6 protein-coding genes are annotated in these 20381 nt (G+C 59.8%); all 6 read left to right on the top strand.

The genetic code is table 11. The features are described 5' to 3' along the window. Positions 1-110 precede the first annotated feature (110 nt). Complete coding sequence (gene ybtA, locus HMPREF9538_RS20230; RefSeq protein WP_000140399.1) at positions 111-1070, top strand: yersiniabactin transcriptional regulator YbtA; 960 nt, start codon at positions 111-113, stop codon at positions 1068-1070. Between the two features lie 190 nt (positions 1071-1260). Beyond that, on the top strand, positions 1261-7368 hold the full coding sequence (irp2, locus tag HMPREF9538_RS20235) for a yersiniabactin non-ribosomal peptide synthetase HMWP2 (RefSeq protein WP_009484413.1): 6108 nt from the start codon (positions 1261-1263) through the stop codon (positions 7366-7368). Between the two features lie 87 nt (positions 7369-7455). Further along, complete coding sequence (irp1, locus tag HMPREF9538_RS20240; RefSeq protein ID WP_009484412.1) at positions 7456-16947, top strand: yersiniabactin polyketide synthase HMWP1; 9492 nt, start codon at positions 7456-7458, stop codon at positions 16945-16947. Next, on the top strand, positions 16944-18044 hold the full coding sequence (gene ybtU, locus HMPREF9538_RS20245) for a yersiniabactin biosynthesis oxidoreductase YbtU (RefSeq protein ID WP_000982855.1): 1101 nt from the start codon (positions 16944-16946) through the stop codon (positions 18042-18044). Before irp1 ends, ybtU begins: the two co-directional genes overlap by 4 nt. Beyond that, complete coding sequence (ybtT, locus tag HMPREF9538_RS20250; RefSeq protein WP_000194280.1) at positions 18041-18844, top strand: yersiniabactin biosynthesis thioesterase YbtT; 804 nt, start codon at positions 18041-18043, stop codon at positions 18842-18844. The genes ybtU and ybtT overlap by 4 nt, the downstream gene beginning before the upstream one ends. 3 nt (positions 18845-18847) lie before the next feature. Further along, on the top strand, positions 18848-20381 hold a 1534-nt coding region (ybtE, locus tag HMPREF9538_RS20255), incomplete at its 3' end, for a yersiniabactin biosynthesis salycil-AMP ligase YbtE (RefSeq protein ID WP_009484411.1).

Below are 20381 nucleotides of genomic sequence, written 5' to 3'. Positions count from 1 at the left end.
GTGGCGTTCTGAGAATTAATGTGAATAATAACCATTATCAATAACTCATCTACCCCATTCGGTTCTATTTATACCCGCATTGGTCTAAGCCACAGGGAGATAACCAGGTCATGACGGAGTCACCGCAAACGCAATCTGAAATCTCTATTCACCAGTTGGTGGTCGGGAAACCTGCAAACGATGGCAATATTCCTGCTCAGTGTGAACTGCTGCGCTGTTCGTTGCAGGAAGGTATGGATATTTTGCTCTGGAGGGGCCATTTTGCGCGGCCTGAGACGTTGCAGCTACACGACGATCTGGGCAGGATTAACTTCTCGTGCATCCTGGAAGGCACATCGCGCTTTGCGATTCAGGGACTCCGGCGCCACACCGACTGGGAGCTTGCGCGCAATCGCCATTACATTACCCATACGCCAGACTGTCGCGGCAGCGCCTCCTATTGTGGCCGATTCGAGAGCATTACCCTCTCCTTCAGCCCTGCAACCCTCGCGCTGTGGGTGCCGGATATTAGCGCGGACATTAAGAATAAGATCGACTCCCACTGCTGTTGCCAGCAGCAGCGTTGTAATGCTGAAACCCACTTAACGGCTCAGGCCTTGCGTCACGCGCTGATGCGCATGCACGGCGGCTTCAGTCATGAACAAAAGCCGTCGACGCTATGGTTGCAGGGGCAAAGTCTGGTCATGCTCAGTCTGGTGCTGGATGAACATCGCGAAGACGCCAGTTGCCTCTCCTGCCACTTCAACCCGATGGAACGCCAGAAACTGCTGCGGGCGAAGGATCTGCTGCTGGCTGATCTGACGCAAGCGCCGGGCGTCGCGGAGCTGGCCAGAGAGTCCGGTCTGAGCGTTCTCAAAATTAAGCGAGGCTTCCGCGTTCTGTTCAACAACAGCGTCTATGGCCTGTTTCAGGCTGAACGAATGCAGGAAGCCAGAAGACGCCTGGCCAACGGCAATACCTCCGTCATGACGGTGGCGGCCGATCTGGGCTATGCCAACGCCAGCCATTTCTCTGCCGCCTTCCAGAAACAGTTTGGCGTAACCCCTTCGACCTTTAAACGCGTGATGTAACCGGGGTCGCGCCCCCCTAAACTCCTCCCTGACAGAGGCCCGGATACCCCATCCGGGCCTCTGTTCTTTCCGCCTGTTACCAACCCGAAACGGGCATAAATAAACCCGTTTAGGGTAGCATCCAATTGTTAATAATTATTATTCTCATATGAGCAATGCTTTTCGGTAAGACGTGCCATCAGGAGGAAGAATGATTTCTGGCGCACCATCTCAGGATTCGCTGTTACCAGACAACCGCCACGCGGCTGATTACCAACAATTACGCGAGCGGCTCATACAGGAACTGAATTTAACGCCGCAGCAGTTACATGAAGAGAGCAACCTGATCCAGGCCGGCCTGGATTCCATAAGATTGATGAGATGGTTACACTGGTTTCGTAAAAATGGCTACCGCCTTACCCTTCGCGAGCTGTATGCCGCCCCCACGCTGGCGGCATGGAACCAGTTAATGCTCAGCCGGTCGCCTGAGAACGCGGAAGAAGAAACGCCGCCCGACGAATCATCCTGGCCGAACATGACCGAAAGTACCCCCTTCCCATTGACGCCAGTACAGCACGCCTACCTGACGGGCCGCATGCCGGGGCAGACGCTTGGCGGCGTGGGTTGCCACCTGTATCAGGAGTTTGAAGGCCATTGTCTGACGGCGTCGCAGCTGGAGCAGGCCATCACGACCTTGCTGCAACGCCACCCAATGCTGCATATCGCCTTTCGCCCCGACGGGCAGCAGGTCTGGCTACCGCAACCTTACTGGAACGGCGTCACCGTTCATGATTTACGCCATAACGACGCTGAAAGCCGCCAGGCCTATCTGGACGCACTGCGCCAGCGCCTGAGCCACCGTCTTTTACGCGTGGAAATCGGCGAAACGTTTGATTTTCAGCTGACGCTCTTGCCGGACAATCGCCACCGCCTCCATGTCAATATTGACCTGCTGATTATGGATGCCTCCAGCTTTACGCTTTTCTTCGATGAGCTTAACGCCCTGCTGGCCGGAGAATCGCTGCCGGCTATCGACACCCGCTATGATTTCCGCTCGTATTTGCTGCACCAGCAGAAGATCAATCAACCACTGAGAGACGACGCGCGCGCTTACTGGCTGGCGAAAGCATCGACGCTTCCCCCCGCGCCCGTCTTGCCGCTGGCCTGCGAACCCGCCACGCTACGTGAAGTCCGTAATACCCGACGCCGCATGATTGTCCCGGCAACACGCTGGCACGCCTTTAGCAACCGGGCCGGCGAGTATGGCGTGACGCCGACAATGGCGCTGGCGACCTGTTTTTCTGCCGTGCTGGCTCGCTGGGGCGGCCTGACGCGACTGCTGCTTAACATCACCTTATTCGACCGCCAGCCGCTGCACCCGGCGGTTGGCGCGATGCTTGCCGACTTCACCAATATTCTTCTGCTGGATACCGCCTGCGATGGCGATACCGTCAGCAACCTGGCGCGTAAAAACCAGCTCACGTTTACGGAGGACTGGGAGCATCGCCACTGGTCCGGCGTCGAATTACTCCGTGAACTCAAACGCCAGCAGCGCTACCCCCACGGCGCCCCGGTGGTATTTACCAGCAATCTGGGGCGTTCCCTCTACAGCAGCCGCGCAGAATCGCCGTTGGGCGAGCCGGAATGGGGCATCTCGCAAACGCCGCAGGTCTGGATAGATCATCTGGCGTTCGAGCATCACGGCGAGGTCTGGCTACAATGGGACAGCAACGACGCGCTGTTCCCTCCGGCGTTAGTCGAAACATTGTTCGACGCCTACTGCCAGTTGATTAACCAACTCTGCGATGACGAAAGCGCCTGGCAAAAGCCGTTCGCAGATATGATGCCCGCCAGCCAGCGCGCGATACGCGAACGGGTCAACGCCACCGGCGCCCCCATTCCCGAAGGCTTGCTGCATGAAGGCATTTTCCGTATCGCTCTGCAACAGCCGCAGGCGCTGGCGGTAACGGACATGCGTTATCAGTGGAATTATCATGAGCTGACAGACTATGCCCGCCGTTGCGCGGGCAGGTTAATCGAGTGCGGGGTTCAGCCCGGCGATAATGTGGCTATCACGATGTCGAAAGGCGCAGGACAACTTGTTGCGGTTCTGGCCGTCCTGCTGGCCGGGGCGGTTTACGTTCCGGTTTCGCTGGATCAGCCTGCCGCACGGCGCGAGAAAATCTACGCTGACGCCAGCGTCCGGCTGGTGCTCATTTGTCAGCACGACGCCAGCGCCGGGTCAGACGATATTCCCGTCCTTGCCTGGCAGCAGGCCATTGAGGCGGAGCCGATCGCCAACCCGGTAGTACGCGCCCCCACGCAACCGGCCTACATTATCTACACCTCCGGCTCTACCGGTACGCCGAAAGGGGTAGTCATTTCTCACCGGGGAGCGCTTAACACCTGTTGCGATATCAATACCCGCTATCAGGTTGGCCCGCATGACAGGGTGCTGGCCCTCTCCGCCCTACATTTTGATTTATCGGTTTACGACATTTTTGGCGTACTGCGCGCGGGCGGCGCGCTGGTGATGGTGATGGAAAATCAACGGCGCGATCCTCACGCATGGTGTGAGCTGATCCAGCGCCATCAGGTCACGCTCTGGAACAGCGTCCCGGCGCTGTTCGATATGCTGCTGACCTGGTGTGAAGGTTTCGCCGACGCCACGCCGGAAAACCTGCGCGCAGTGATGCTTTCCGGCGACTGGATCGGGCTTGACCTCCCCGCCCGTTATCGGGCCTTCCGGCCACAAGGACAATTTATCGCGATGGGCGGCGCCACCGAGGCGTCTATCTGGTCTAACGCCTGCGAAATTCACGACGTCCCCGCCCACTGGCGCTCCATCCCTTACGGTTTTCCGCTAACCAACCAACGCTACCGGGTGGTGGATGAACAGGGCCGGGACTGCCCTGACTGGGTGCCGGGTGAATTATGGATTGGCGGCATTGGGGTCGCGGAAGGCTATTTCAACGATCCCCTGCGTAGCGAGCAGCAATTTTTGACGCTCCCGGACGAGCGCTGGTATCGCACCGGCGATCTCGGCTGCTACTGGCCAGATGGCACAATCGAGTTCCTCGGTCGTCGCGACAAGCAGGTCAAAGTCGGAGGATATCGCATCGAGCTGGGCGAAATCGAAAGCGCGCTCAGCCAGCTGGCGGGGGTGAAACAAGCAACCGTTCTGGCGATCGGCGAAAAAGAAAAAACGCTGGCGGCATACGTTGTTCCTCAAGGCGAGGCTTTTTGCATTACCGATCATCGGAACCCGGCACTGCCGCAGGCGTGGCACACGCTTGCGGGAACGTTGCCCTGTTGCGCCATCTCGCCAGAGATCTCCGCAGAACAGGTAGCCGATTTCCTTCAGCATCGCCTGCTAAAACTGAAGCCGGGTCACACCGCTGGCGCCGATCCTCTCCCCCTGATGAACTCACTCGCTATCCAGCCGCGCTGGCAGGCCGTGGTGGAACGCTGGTTAGCATTTCTGGTGACACAACGGCGACTGAAGCCCGCTGCTGAAGGTTATCAGGTCTGCGCTGGTGAAGAACGCGAGGATGAGCACCCGCACTTCAGCGGACATGATTTAACGTTATCGCAAATTCTTCGCGGTGCCCGTAACGAACTGTCGTTACTGAACGACGCGCAGTGGTCGCCGGAAAGCCTGGCCTTTAACCATCCGGCCAGCGCCCCGTATATTCAGGAACTGGCGACAATTTGCCAACAGCTTGCACAGCGCTTACAGCGCCCGATACGCCTGCTTGAGGTGGGAACCCGCACTGGCCGCGCCGCAGAATCGCTGTTAGCACAGCTCAACGCCGGACAGATTGAGTATGTCGGGCTTGAGCAGAGCCAGGAGATGCTGCTGAGCGCCCGGCAGAGGCTCGCCCCCTGGCCTGGCGCCCGTCTGTCCCTCTGGAATGCAGACACGCTTGCGACGCACGCTCACTCGGCGGACATTATCTGGCTTAATAACGCCCTGCATCGTCTGCTGCCGGAAGATCCCGGGCTCCTTGCGACATTACAACAGCTTGCCGTTCCCGGCGCGCTGCTCTACGTGATGGAGTTTCGCCAGTTAACGCCGTCCGCCCTGCTCAGCACGCTCCTGTTAACCAATGGGCAGCCGGAGGCCTTGCTGCATAACAGCGCCGACTGGGCGGCATTATTTAGCGCGGCCGCCTTCAACTGTCAGCATGGCGATGAGGTCGCGGGGTTACAACGCTTCCTCGTACAATGTCCTGACAGGCAGGTGCGCCGCGATCCCCGTCAACTTCAGGCCGCCCTCGCTGGACGTCTGCCGGGGTGGATGGTGCCGCAACGGATCGTCTTCCTCGACGCCTTACCGCTGACGGCTAACGGGAAAATTGACTACCAGGCGCTGAAGCGTCGTCATACCCCTGAAGCGGAAAACCCGGCCGAAGCGGATTTACCCCAGGGCGACATTGAAAAACAGGTTGCCGCCCTCTGGCAGCAACTCTTATCAACTGGCAATGTCACCAGAGAAACCGACTTCTTCCAGCAAGGCGGCGATAGCCTGCTGGCGACCCGTCTGACCGGGCAACTTCATCAGGCAGGTTATGAAGCGCAATTAAGCGACCTGTTTAATCATCCCCGGCTGGCGGATTTTGCCGCCACACTGCGGAAAACCGACGTCCCGGTCGAACAACCATTCGTCCACTCCCCTGAAGATCGCTACCAGCCCTTTGCGCTTACCGACGTGCAGCAGGCTTACCTGGTGGGGCGTCAGCCGGGCTTTGCCCTGGGCGGCGTCGGCTCACATTTCTTTGTTGAATTTGAAATTGCCGATCTGGACCTCACCCGGCTGGAGACGGTCTGGAACCGATTAATCGCCCGCCACGATATGCTGCGCGCCATCGTGCGTGATGGACAGCAACAGGTGCTCGAACAGACGCCCCCCTGGGTGATACCCGCACACACCCTCCATACGCCTGAAGAGGCGTTGCGGGTGCGCGAAAAACTGGCGCATCAGGTACTCAACCCCGAAGTGTGGCCGGTATTCGATCTCCAGGTCGGATACGTGGACGGGATGCCTGCCCGCCTGTGGCTGTGTCTGGATAACCTGTTGCTTGACGGTCTCAGCATGCAGATCCTGCTGGCGGAGCTGGAGCACGGCTACCGCTACCCGCAACAGCTGCTTCCGCCGCTGCCCGTCACCTTCAGGGATTATCTGCAACAACCCTCGCTACAGTCGCCCAATCCAGATTCTCTGGCATGGTGGCAGGCGCAGCTTGATGATATTCCTCCGGCGCCTGCGTTGCCGCTGCGCTGCTTGCCTCAGGAGGTTGAAACACCGCGCTTCGCCCGCCTGAACGGCGCGCTGGACAGCACGCGCTGGCATCGGCTGAAAAAACGGGCGGCTGACGCCCATCTCACCCCGTCGGCCGTACTGTTGTCGGTGTGGTCAACGGTTCTCTCTGCATGGAGTGCACAGCCTGAGTTCACGCTTAACCTTACGCTTTTCGACAGGCGACCGCTGCACCCGCAAATCAACCAGATTCTGGGCGATTTCACCTCGCTGATGCTGCTGAGCTGGCATCCCGGCGAAAGCTGGCTGCACAGCGCGCAGTCACTACAGCAGCGGCTGAGCCAGAACCTCAACCACCGCGATGTGTCAGCCATCCGCGTGATGCGTCAACTGGCGCAACAGCAAAACGTGCCTGCCGTTCCGATGCCCGTCGTCTTTACCAGCGCGCTGGGCTTTGAGCAGGATAACTTCCTCGCCCGGCGTAATCTGCTCAAACCGGTCTGGGGCATCTCCCAGACGCCGCAGGTCTGGTTCGATCACCAGATTTATGAATCCGAAGGCGAACTGCGCTTTAACTGGGATTTTGTCGCCGCGCTGTTTCCTGCCGGGCAGGTGGAGCGCCAGTTTGAACAGTATTGCGCATTGCTAAACCGAATGGCCGAGGATGAAAGCGGCTGGCAACTGCCGCTCGCCGCGCTGGTGCCTCCCGTTAAACACGCAGGGCAATGCGCAGAGCGCTCACCGCGCGTATGCCCTGAGCAATCTCAGCCACACATTGCGGCGGACGAGAGCACCGTCAGCCTGATTTGCGACGCCTTCCGCGAGGTGGTTGGCGAGTCTGTCACGCCCGCAGAAAACTTCTTTGAGGCGGGCGCAACGTCGCTGAATCTGGTGCAACTGCACGTTTTGTTACAACGTCACGAATTTTCCACCCTGACGTTGCTTGACCTCTTCACCCACCCTTCTCCTGCTACCCTGGCCGATTATCTGGCCGGCGTCACCACGGTGGAGAAAACAAAACGACCTCGCCCTGTTCGCCGTCGTCAGCGGCGGATATAGCGCGAAGCAAACTGATTTTCCCCGGAACGCCATCGCGAACGCATGGCGTTCCATTGACTTTGTGAATCTTAGGAAACGGGACCGATTATGGATAACTTGCGCTTCTCTTCTGCGCCGACAGCAGATTCCATTGATGCATCGATCGCTCAACACTACCCGGACTGCGAACCTGTCGCGGTTATCGGCTACGCCTGCCATTTTCCTGAATCGCCGGATGGCGAAACGTTCTGGCAAAATCTGCTGGAAGGTCGTGAATGCAGCCGACGCTTTACGCGCGAAGAGCTTCTGGCCGTCGGTCTGGATGCCGCCATCATTGACGATCCTCATTATGTCAATATCGGTACGGTGTTAGACAACGCCGACTGCTTCGACGCCACCCTGTTTGGCTATTCGCGACAGGAAGCGGAGTCGATGGACCCGCAGCAGCGCCTATTTTTGCAGGCGGTCTGGCATGCGCTGGAACATGCCGGTTATGCCCCCGGCGCCGTCCCCCATAAGACCGGCGTTTTCGCCTCTTCCCGGATGAGTACCTACCCCGGTCGCGAAGCATTGAACGTGACAGAAGTCGCGCAGGTAAAAGGTCTGCAATCTCTGATGGGCAATGATAAAGACTATATTGCCACCCGCGCCGCGTACAAACTCAACCTGCACGGCCCGGCGTTATCGGTACAGACCGCCTGCTCCAGCTCGCTGGTTGCCGTGCATCTGGCCTGTGAAAGCCTGCGCGCAGGCGAATCCGATATGGCGGTTGCCGGCGGCGTGGCGCTCTCTTTCCCCCAGCAGGCAGGCTACCGCTACCAGCCCGGAATGATTTTCTCTCCTGATGGTCACTGTCGTCCCTTTGACGCCTCGGCTGAGGGCACCTGGGCCGGTAACGGTCTCGGCTGCGTGGTGCTGCGTCGCCTGAGAGACGCGCTGCTGTCAGGCGATCCGATTATCTCGGTGATCCTCTCCAGCGCGGTCAACAACGACGGCAACAGAAAGGTCGGCTATACCGCCCCTTCCGTCGCAGGGCAACAGGCAGTCATCGAAGAGGCGTTAATGCTGGCGGCCATCGACGACAGGCAGGTAGGTTACATTGAAACCCACGGCACCGGCACACCGCTGGGCGACGCGATTGAAATTGAAGCGTTACGCAACGTCTATGCGCCTCGCCCGCAGGATCAGCGCTGTGCGCTCGGTTCCGTGAAAAGTAACATGGGCCATCTGGATACCGCGGCGGGCATTGCCGGACTGCTGAAAACCGTTCTGGCAGTCAGTCGCGGGCAAATTCCTCCCTTACTGAATTTTCACACCCCCAACCCGGCGCTGAAACTTGAAGAGAGCCCCTTTACCATACCGGTGTCGGCACAGGCATGGCAGGACGAAATGCGCTATGCGGGCGTCTCCTCCTTTGGTATTGGCGGCACCAACTGCCATATGATCGTCGCCTCGCTGCCCGACGCGCTCAACGCGCGCCTCCCCAATACGGATAGCGGCAGAAAAAGTACCGCGCTGCTGCTCAGCGCAGCCAGCGACAGCGCGTTGCGGCGGCTGGCGACGGATTATGCCGGGGCGCTGAGAGAGAATGCGGATGCCAGCTCTCTGGCCTTCACAGCCCTGCACGCGCGCCGTCTCGATCTCCCCTTCCGCCTGGCGGCGCCATTAAACCGTGAAACCGCCGAGGCGCTCAGCGCCTGGGCCGGTGAGAAATCGGGGGCGCTGGTTTACAGCGGCCACGGCGCCAGCGGCAAGCAGGTGTGGCTGTTTACCGGCCAGGGCTCGCACTGGCGCACTATGGGTCAAACGATGTACCAGCACTCAACGGCGTTTGCCGACACGCTGGATCGCTGTTTTTCCGCCTGTAGCGAAATGCTCACGCCGTCACTGCGCGAAGCGATGTTTAACCCCGATTCGGCGCAACTGGACAATATGGCCTGGGCGCAGCCGGCGATTGTCGCGTTTGAAATCGCGATGGCGGCGCACTGGCGTGCTGAAGGACTGAAGCCAGACTTCGCCATTGGGCATTCCGTCGGTGAATTTGCCGCTGCTGTTGTCTGCGGACACTATACGATTGAACAGGTCATGCCACTGGTTTGTCGGCGCGGCGCGCTAATGCAGCAGTGCGCAAGCGGCGCGATGGTGGCGGTATTTGCAGACGAAGACACGCTGATGCCGCTGGCTCGCCAGTTTGAGCTGGATCTCGCCGCCAATAACGGTACGCAACATACGGTATTTTCCGGACCGGAAGCCCGTCTCGCAGTATTTTGCGCCACGCTCTCGCAGCATGACATTAACTATCGTCGCCTGAGCGTAACCGGTGCGGCGCACTCCGCTTTACTGGAGCCGATACTCGATCGGTTCCAGGACGCCTGCGCGGGACTGCACGCGGAGCCGGGGCAAATACCGATTATTTCCACGCTCACCGCCGACGTCATTGATGAGTCAACGCTCAACCAGGCGGATTACTGGCGCCGACACATGCGCCAGCCGGTGCGTTTTATCCAGAGTATTCAGGTGGCGCATCAGCTCGGCGCCCGCGTTTTTCTGGAGATGGGGCCCGATGCCCAGTTGGTTGCTTGCGGGCAGCGCGAATACCGCGATAACGCATACTGGATAGCCAGCGCCCGGCGTAACAAAGAGGCGAGCGATGTCCTCAATCAGGCCCTGCTCCAGCTTTACGCTGCCGGCGTCGCCCTACCGTGGGCCGACCTGCTGGCGGGCGATGGACAACGTATCGCTGCGCCATGTTATCCGTTTGATACTGAGCGTTACTGGAAAGAGCGCGTCTCCCCGGCCTGCGAGCCTGCCGACGCAGCGCTGTCTGCCGGGCTGGAGGTGGCGAGTCGCGCCGCGACAGCGCTCGATCTCCCTCGCCTGGAAGCGCTTAAACAGTGCGCCACGCGACTGCACGCCATCTACGTCGATCAACTGGTACAACGCTGTACCGGCGATGCCATTGAGAACGGCGTGGACGCCATGACCATCATGCGCCGTGGACGTCTGCTGCCCCGCTACCAGCAGCTACTCCAGCGCCTGCTGAATAACTGCGTGGTCGACGGCGATTACCGCTGCACCGACGGGCGATACGTCCGCGCCCGCCCCATTGAACATCAACAGCGGGAATCACTGCTGACGGAACTTGCCGGTTATTGTGAAGGTTTTCAGGCTATTCCCGACACCATCGCCCGTGCCGGCGATCGGTTATATGAAATGATGAGCGGCGCGGAAGAACCGGTGGCGATTATCTTCCCGCAAAGCGCCTCCGACGGCGTGGAAGTGCTGTATCAGGAATTCAGCTTTGGCCGCTATTTCAACCAAATCGCCGCCGGGGTATTACGCGGCATTGTCCAGACGCGTCAGCCCCGCCAGCCGTTGCGTATTCTTGAAGTTGGCGGCGGAACCGGCGGCACCACCGCGTGGCTGCTGCCGGAACTCAACGGCGTTCCGGCACTGGAGTACCATTTCACCGATATCTCGGCGCTGTTCACCCGTCGCGCCCAGCAGAAATTCGCCGACTATGATTTTGTGAAGTATAGCGAGCTGGATCTCGAAAAAGAGGCGCAGTCTCAGGGTTTCCAGGCACAGTCTTACGATCTTATCGTGGCAGCGAACGTGATTCACGCCACCCGCCATATTGGCCGCACGCTCGATAATCTGCGCCCCCTGCTCAAGCCGGGCGGGCGCCTGCTGATGCGCGAAATCACCCAGCCAATGCGTCTGTTTGACTTCGTTTTCGGCCCGCTGGTTCTTCCGCTACAGGATCTCGACGCCCGCGAAGGTGAGTTATTCCTCACCACCGCTCAGTGGCAACAACAGTGCCGCCACGCCGGATTCAGCAAAGTGGCGTGGCTACCGCAGGATGGCAGCCCGACCGCCGGGATGAGCGAACATATCATTCTCGCCACGCTGCCCGGTCAGGCGGTTAGCGCCGTAACATTCACCGCGCCATCAGAACCCGTGTTGGGGCAGGCGCTGACGGATAACGGTGATTATCTCGCCGACTGGTCTGATTGCGCAGGTCAGCCCGAACGGTTTAACGCCCGCTGGCAGGAGGCCTGGCGTCTGCTTTCACAGCGTCATGGCGACGCTCTGCCTGTGGAACCGCCCCCCGTCGCCGCCCCGGAGTGGCTGGGGAAGGTTCGCTTAAGCTGGCAAAACGAAGCCTTTTCCCGCGGTCAGATGCGCGTTGAAGCCCGTCATCCTGCTGGCGAGTGGCTGCCGCTATCGCCCGCCGCGCCTCTTCCTGCGCCGCAGACGCATTATCAATGGCGCTGGACGCCCCTCAACGTCGCCAGCATTGACCAACCGCTTACCTTTAGCTTCAGCGCCGGTACGCTTGCGCGCAGCGACGAGCTGGCGCAATACGGCATCATTCACGATCCGCACGCCTCTTCGCGACTGATGATTGTTGAGGAGAGCGAGGATACGCTGGCCTTAGCGGAGAAAGTGATAGCAGCGCTCACCGCCAGCGCAGCCGGATTGATTGTGGTTACTCGCCGCGCGTGGCGAGTCGAGGAAAATGAAGCACTCTCTGCATCCCATCACGCGCTATGGGCCTTGCTTCGAGTCGCGGCCAACGAACAGCCGGAACGGTTGCTTGCCGCCATCGATCTCGCCGAAAACACCCCGTGGGAAACGCTGCATCAAGGGTTGAGCGCAGTCTCACTATCACAGCGCTGGCTCGCCGCACGGGGTGACACCCTTTGGCTCCCTTCACTGGCGCCCAATACGGGATGCGCCGCTGAATTACCGGCAAACGTGTTTACCGGCGATAGCCGCTGGCATCTGGTGACCGGAGCGTTTGGCGGATTAGGCCGCCTTGCCGTGAACTGGCTCAGAGAAAAAGGGGCGCGACGCATCGCCCTGCTGGCGCCGCGCGTGGATGAGTCATGGCTACGCGACGTGGAGGGCGGGCAGACGCGCGTCTGCCGTTGTGATGTGGGCGATGCCGGGCAACTGGCCACGGTTCTTGACGATCTGGCGGCCAACGGCGGCATTGCCGGAGCGATTCATGCCGCTGGCGTATTGGCTGACGCGCCCTTGCAGGAGCTTGATGACCACCAGCTGGCTGCCGTTTTCGCGGTAAAAGCGCAGGCGGCAAGCCAGCTGTTGCAAACCCTGCGCAACCACGACGGACGCTATCTTATTCTCTACTCTTCCGCTGCCGCCACCCTCGGCGCGCCGGGTCAGAGCGCCCATGCGCTGGCCTGCGGCTACCTGGACGGGCTGGCCCAGCAGTTTTCCACCCTTGATGCGCCGAAAACGCTCTCTGTCGCCTGGGGCGCATGGGGAGAAAGCGGTCGGGCGGCCACGCCGGAAATGCTGGCGACGCTCGCCAGCCGAGGTATGGGCGCGTTAAGCGATGCCGAAGGCTGCTGGCACCTGGAACAGGCGGTGATGCGCGGCGCCCCGTGGCGACTGGCGATGCGCGTTTTTACCGACAAAATGCCCCCGTTACAACAGGCTCTGTTTAACATCAGCGCCACAGAAAAAGCCGCAACGCCGGTCATTCCTCCTGCTGATGACAACGCCTTTAACGGCAGCCTGAGCGATGAAACAGCGGTGATGGCATGGCTGAAAAAGCGGATTGCGGTTCAGCTAAGGCTGAGCGATCCGGCGTCACTGCATCCAAACCAGGATCTGTTGCAACTCGGCATGGACTCGCTGCTCTTCCTTGAACTCAGTAGCGATATTCAGCACTTCCTGGGCGTACGCATCAATGCGGAACGGGCGTGGCAGGATCTGTCTCCTCATGGACTCACGCAGCTTATCTGTTCTAAGCCAGAGGCGACGCCTGCCGCTTCGCAGCCGGAAGTGTTGCGGCACGACGCCGACGAGCGTTATGCGCCCTTCCCTTTGACGCCCATTCAGCACGCCTACTGGCTGGGGCGAACCCACCTCATTGGCTATGGCGGCGTCGCCTGTCACGTCCTGTTTGAGTGGGATAAACGCCACGATGAGTTCAATCTCGCCATACTGGAGAAAGCATGGAACCAGCTCATCGCACGCCACGATATGTTGCGTATGGTGGTTGATGCCGACGGGCAGCAGCGAATCCTGGCGACAACGCCGGAGTATCACATCCCGCGTGACGATCTGCGCGCGCTTTCCCCGGAAGAACAGCGCATCGCGCTGGAAAAACGGCGGCATGAACTGAGCTATCGCGTTTTGCCTGCCGACCAGTGGCCTCTTTTTGAGCTGGTGGTCAGCGAAATCGACGATTGCCATTACCGTCTGCATATGAACCTCGACCTTTTGCAGTTTGATGTGCAGAGTTTTAAAGTCATGATGGACGACCTGGCGCAGGTCTGGCGCGGTGAAACGCTGGCGCCGCTCGCTATTACCTTCCGTGATTATGTGATGGCTGAACAGGCGCGCCGACAGACATCGGCATGGCACGATGCCTGGGATTACTGGCAGGAAAAACTGCCGCAACTGCCCTTAGCGCCAGAGCTGCCGGTGGTTGAGACGCCCCCGGAAACGCCACACTTCACCACCTTCAAATCGACGATCGGCAAGACAGAATGGCAGGCCGTGAAACAGCGCTGGCAGCAGCAAGGCGTCACACCGTCTGCCGCGCTGCTCACGCTGTTTGCCGCCACCCTTGAGCGCTGGAGCCGTACCACAACATTTACGCTGAACCTGACGTTCTTCAATCGCCAGCCGATCCATCCGCAAATCAACCAGTTGATTGGTGATTTTACCTCCGTCACGCTGGTTGATTTTAACTTCTCAGCGCCGGTGACGTTGCAAGAGCAGATGCAACAGACCCAACAGCGCCTCTGGCAAAACATGGCGCACAGTGAAATGAACGGTGTTGAGGTGATCCGTGAGCTGGGCCGCCTGCGCGGATCACAACGTCAACCGCTGATGCCGGTAGTGTTTACCAGTATGCTGGGGATGACGCTGGAAGGCATGACTATCGATCAGGCGATGAGCCATCTGTTCGGCGAACCCTGCTATGTATTCACGCAAACGCCGCAGGTCTGGCTGGATCATCAGGTCATGGAGAGCGACGGCGAGTTGATGTTTAGCTGGTACTGCATGGACAACGTGCTGGAACCCGGCGCTGCCGAGGCGATGTTTAATGACTATTGCGCCATCCTGCAAGCCGTCATCGCCGCCCCTGAAAGCCTGAAGACTCTCGCCAGCGGCATCGCCGGGCACATTCCCCGCCGACGCTGGCCGCTGAACGCGCAGGCGGACTACGACCTGCGGGATATTGAGCAGGCGACGCTCGAATACCCCGGCATCCGGCAGGCCAGAGCGGAAATAACCGAACAGGGCGCGTTGACGCTGGATATCGTGATGGCCGACGATCCGTCGCCATCAGCGGCGATGCCTGATGAGCACGAACTTACCCAACTGGCGCTGCCGTTGCCTGAGCAGGCGCAGCTTGATGAGCTGGAGGCGACCTGGCGCTGGCTGGAGGCGCGTGCGCTACAGGGGATCGCGGCTACGCTAAATCGTCACGGCCTGTTTACCACGCCGGAGATCGCCCATCGCTTTAGCGCAATAGTACAGGCGCTGTCCGCGCAAGCGTCTCACCAGCGTCTGCTGCGCCAGTGGCTACAGTGTCTGACGGAAAGAGAGTGGTTAATCCGCGAAGGTGAAAGCTGGCGCTGCCGCATTCCGCTCAGCGAGATTCCTGAGCCTCAGGAAGCGTGCCCGCAAAGCCAATGGAGCCAGGCGCTGGCGCAGTATCTGGAAACCTGCATCGCCCGGCACGACGCCCTCTTCTCCGGGCGGTGTTCTCCGCTGGAATTGCTGTTCAACGAGCAGCATCGCGTTACCGACGCGCTGTATCGCGACAACCCCGCCAGCGCCTGTCTGAATCGCTATACCGCGCAGATTGCCGCCTTGTGCAGCGCAGAACGGATTCTGGAGATTGGCGCCGGAACCGCAGCCACTACCGCGCCGGTGCTGAAGGCCACGCGGAACACGCGGCAGTCGTACCACTTCACGGACGTCTCCGCGCAGTTCCTCAATGACGCCAGAGCCCGTTTCCATGATGAATCGCAGGTGTCTTATGCCTTGTTCGACATCAACCAGCCGCTGGATTTCACCGCCCACCCGGAGGCGGGTTACGACCTGATCGTTGCCGTCAATGTGCTCCACGACGCCAGCCATGTCGTCCAGACGTTGCGCAGATTAAAACTGTTGCTGAAAGCCGGCGGACGTTTGCTGATCGTTGAAGCGACGGAGCGAAACAGCGTATTCCAGCTGGCGAGCGTGGGCTTTATTGAGGGATTAAGCGGATACCGCGATTTCCGCCGCCGGGATGAGAAACCGATGCTCACCCGCTCCGCATGGCAGGAGGTTCTCGTTCAGGCCGGGTTTGCAAACGAGCTGGCGTGGCCCGCGCAGGAATCGTCGCCGCTGCGCCAGCATCTGCTGGTGGCGCGTTCGCCTGGCGTAAATCGCCCGGATAAAAAAGCCGTGAGCCGCTATTTACAGCAGCGCTTTGGCACCGGTCTGCCCATTTTACAGATCCGGCAAAGAGAAGCGTTATTTACGCCGCTGCATGCCCCGTCTGATACGCCGACTGAGCCAGCCAAACCCACGCCAGTTGCCGGGGGGAATCCGGCGCTGGAAAGACAGGTGGCTGAACTCTGGCAATCGCTGCTGTCTCGCCCCGTGGCAAGGCATCACGACTTTTTCGAACTGGGTGGCGACAGCCTGATGGCGACAAGGATGGTCGCGCAGCTAAACCGGAGAGGGATTGCTAGGGCTAACCTTCAGGATCTGTTCAGCCATTCGACGCTGAGCGACTTCTGCGCCCATCTACAGGCGGCTACGTCAGGAGAGGACAACCCGATACCCCTTTGCCAGGGCGACGGTGAGGAAACCCTGTTTGTCTTCCACGCTTCAGACGGCGATATCAGCGCCTGGCTGCCGCTCGCTAGCGCGTTGAACAGGCGCGTTTTCGGCCTGAAAGCAAAATCGCCGCAGCGCTTTGCCACGCTCGACCAGATGATCGATGAGTATGTCGGGTGCATCCGTCGTCAGCAGCCTCACGGCCCTTATGTGCTGGCGGGTTGGTCGTATGGCGCGTTTCTTGCGGCGGGCGCCGCACAGCGCCTGTACGCCAAAGGCGAGCAGGTTCGGATGGTGTTAATCGATCCCGTGTGCCGACAGGATTTCTGTTGCGAAAACCGGGCGGCCCTGCTGCGCCTGTTAGCCGAAGGACAAACGCCTCTGGCACTGCCCGAACATTTCGACCAGCAGACGCCCGACAGCCAGCTTGCCGACTTTATCAGCCTCGCTAAAACGGCCGGTATGGTGTCGCAAAACCTGACGCTGCAAGCGGCAGAAACGTGGCTCGACAACATCGCGCATCTGCTGCGTTTACTGACTGAGCATACGCCGGGCGAAAGCGTTCCGGTCCCCTGTCTCATGGTGTATGCCGCCGGGAGACCCGCGCGCTGGACGCCAGCAGAAACCGAGTGGCAGGGCTGGATAAACAACGCCGACGACGCTGTGATTGAAGCCAGCCACTGGCAAATCATGATGGAAGCCCCCCACGTTCAGGCTTGTGCGCAACACATTACGCGCTGGCTTTGCGCAACCTCAACGCAACCGGAGAACACGTTATGATGCCGTCCGCCTCCCCAAAACAACGCGTACTGATTGTGGGCGCCAAATTTGGCGAAATGTACCTGAATGCCTTTATGCAGCCCCCGGAGGGGCTGGAACTGGTCGGCCTGCTGGCGCAGGGAAGCGCCCGTTCAAGAGAGCTGGCTCATGCGTTTGGCATTCCGCTGTATACCTCGCCGGAACAGATAACCAGGATGCCGGATATCGCCTGTATTGTCGTGCGTTCGACCGTCGCCGGAGGAACCGGTACGCAGCTTGCCAGACACTTTCTGACGCGCGGCGTACACGTCATTCAGGAGCATCCCCTCCACCCGGATGACATCAGTTCCTTACAAACGCTGGCGCAGGAACAGGGCTGCTGCTATTGGGTAAACACGTTTTATCCGCATACGCGCGCGGGACGCACATGGCTTCGCGATGCTCAGCAGCTGCGTCGCTGCCTGGCTAAGACGCCGCCGGTAGTCCACGCCACCACCAGCCGACAGTTGCTCAACTCCACTCTGGATTTGTTGTTGCTGGCTCTGGGCGTTGATGCCGCCGCCGTGGAGTGCGACGTGGTTGGCAGCTTTAGCGATTTTCACTGTCTGAGACTCTTCTGGCCGGAGGGAGAAGCCTGCCTGCTGCTTCAGCGCTATCTCGATCCTGACGATCCAGATATGCATAGCCTTATCATGCACCGCCTGCTGCTGGGCTGGCCGGAAGGTCATCTTTCGCTGGAGGCGAGCTACGGCCCCGTCATCTGGTCATCCAGCCTGTTTGTCGCAGACCATCAGGAGAACGCCCACAGCCTCTACCGCAGACCGGAGATCCTGCGCGATCTGCTGGGTCTGACGCGCAGCGCGGCGCCCCTGAGCTGGCGCGACTGCTGCGAAACCGTCGGGCCGGAGGGCGTCAGCTGGTTGCTACACCAGTTGCGCAGCCATCTGGCGGGCGAACATCCACCAGCGGCCTGCCAAAGCGTACATCAGATCGCGTTATCACGTTTATGGCAGCAGATTTTACGTAAGACCGGCAATGCGGAGATCAGACGCCTGACACCGCCGCACCACGACCGGTTAGCCGGTTTCTACAACGATGATGATAAGGAGGCGCTGTGACGCAATCTGCAATGTGCATCCCGCTGTGGCCCGCCCGGAACGGCAATACTGCGCATCTGGTCATGTGCCCTTTCGCTGGCGGCAGCAGTAGCGCGTTTCGCCACTGGCAAGCTGAGCAACTGGCTGATTGCGCGCTTTCTCTGGTGACCTGGCCGGGGCGCGATCGCCTTCGCCATCTGGAACCGCTCAGAAGCATTACACAACTGGCGGCACTGCTGGCGAACGAGCTGGAAGCATCCGTATCGCCTGACACGCCGCTTTTACTCGCCGGGCACAGCATGGGGGCGCAGGTGGCGTTTGAAACCTGCCGACTTCTGGAGCAACGGGGGCTTGCGCCACAAGGACTGATTATTTCCGGGTGCCATGCCCCGCATCTGCATTCTGAACGCCAGCTCAGCCATCGCGATGATGCCGACTTTATCGCTGAGCTGATAGACATTGGCGGATGTTCTCCTGAACTGCAGGAAAACCAGGAATTAATGTCGCTGTTTCTTCCTCTTCTGCGCGCTGATTTTTACGCCACCGAGAGCTATCACTACGACTCGCCCGACGTCTGTCCGCCGCTGCGCACGCCTGCGCTGTTATTGTGCGGCAGCCACGATCGCGAAGCCTCCTGGCAGCAGGTCGATGCCTGGCGTCAGTGGCTGAGCCACGTTACAGGCCCGGTGGTGATTGACGGCAATCATTTCTATCCCATTCAACAAGCCCGGTCCTTTTTTACGCAGATTGTCCGCCATTTTCCCCACGCATTTTCTGCAATGACCGCGTTGCAAAAACAGCCCAGTACTTCAGAAAGGTGACGCATGAATTCTTCCTTTAAATCTCTGATTGAACAGTATCCCTTACCCATTGCCGAACAGTTGCGCCACTGGGCGGCCCGTTATGCCTCGCGAATTGCCGTCGTTGATGCAAAGGGGTCGTTAACCTACAGCGCGCTTGATGCACAAGTTGACGAACTTGCCGCAGGTCTGTCATCACTGGGTTTGCGTTCGGGGGAGCATGTAATTGTGCAGCTTCCCAACGACAACGCGTTTGTTACCCTGCTGTTCTCCTTGTTAAGACTGGGCGTTATCCCCGTGCTGGCGATGCCCTCGCAACGGCCGCTGGATATCGACGCGCTGATTGAGCTGGCGCAACCCGTCGCTTACGTTATTCACGGGGAAAACCACGCAGAGCTGGCCCGACAGATGGCGCACAAACACGCCTGCTTGCGTCATGTTCTGGTCGCTGGAGAGACCGTGAGCGACGATTTTACGCCGCTCTTCTCCCTTCACGGTGAGCGACAGGCATGGCCGCAGCCTGATGTTTCCGCCACCGCGTTGTTGTTGCTCTCAGGCGGCACAACCGGCACGCCCAAACTCATCCCGCGCCGACATGCCGACTATAGCTATAACTTCAGCGCTTCTGCTGAACTGTGCGGCATCAGCCAACAGAGCGTGTATCTCGCCGTCCTCCCGGTGGCGCATAACTTTCCGCTGGCCTGCCCCGGTATTCTGGGAACGCTTGCCTGCGGCGGAAAAGTGGTGCTGACCGACAGCGCCAGCTGTGATGAGGTGATGCCTTTAATCGCGCAGGAAAGAGTGACTCACGTCGCCCTGGTTCCGGCGCTGGCGCAATTATGGGTGCAGGCCAGGGAGTGGGAAGACAGCGACCTTTCGTCGCTGCGCGTCATTCAGGCAGGCGGCGCCCGGCTCGACCCGACGCTTGCTGAGCAGGTTATCGCCACCTTTGACTGTACCCTGCAACAGGTTTTCGGTATGGCGGAAGGCCTGCTCTGTTTTACCCGGCTGGACGATCCGCATGCCACCATTCTCCACAGCCAGGGGCGCCCGTTGTCCCCTCTGGATGAAATCCGCATCGTTGATCAAGACGAGAACGACGTCGCGCCGGGCGAAACCGGGCAATTGTTAACGCGCGGCCCTTATACCATTTCGGGCTATTACCGCGCCCCTGCCCACAACGCGCAGGCCTTTACCGCGCAAGGGTTTTACCGCACAGGCGACAATGTCAGGCTGGATGAGGTAGGGAACCTGCACGTTGAGGGACGCATAAAAGAGCAGATCAACCGCGCCGGAGAAAAAATAGCCGCGGCTGAAGTGGAATCGGCACTGCTGCGTTTAGCGGAAGTGCAAGATTGCGCGGTGGTCGCCGCGCCGGACACGCTGCTTGGCGAGCGGATTTGCGCGTTTATCATCGCGCAGCAGGTGCCAACTGACTATCAGCAGTTGCGTCAACAACTGACCCGTATGGGGCTCAGCGCGTGGAAAATTCCTGACCAAATCGAGTTTCTGGACCACTGGCCGCTCACCGCCGTCGGCAAGATAGACAAAAAACGCC

Origin of the sequence: Klebsiella sp. MS 92-3, assembly GCF_000195655.1 — a bacterium.
GTDB lineage: Bacteria > Pseudomonadota > Gammaproteobacteria > Enterobacterales > Enterobacteriaceae > Klebsiella > Klebsiella pneumoniae.
The sequence above is the reverse complement of the archived record's forward strand: the minus strand, read 5'-3'. Positions and strand labels throughout refer to the sequence as shown.

What these genes read in the sequence shown, in the direction of transcription:
- irp2 (WP_009484413.1), top strand. Translation starts at nt 1,261, where the DNA reads ATGATTTCTGGCGCACCATCTCAGGATTCGCTGTTACCAGACAACCGC.
- ybtA (WP_000140399.1), top strand. Translation starts at nt 111, where the DNA reads ATGACGGAGTCACCGCAAACGCAATCTGAAATCTCTATTCACCAGTTG.
- irp1 (WP_009484412.1), top strand. Translation starts at nt 7,456, where the DNA reads ATGGATAACTTGCGCTTCTCTTCTGCGCCGACAGCAGATTCCATTGAT.
- ybtU (WP_000982855.1), top strand. Translation starts at nt 16,944, where the DNA reads ATGATGCCGTCCGCCTCCCCAAAACAACGCGTACTGATTGTGGGCGCC.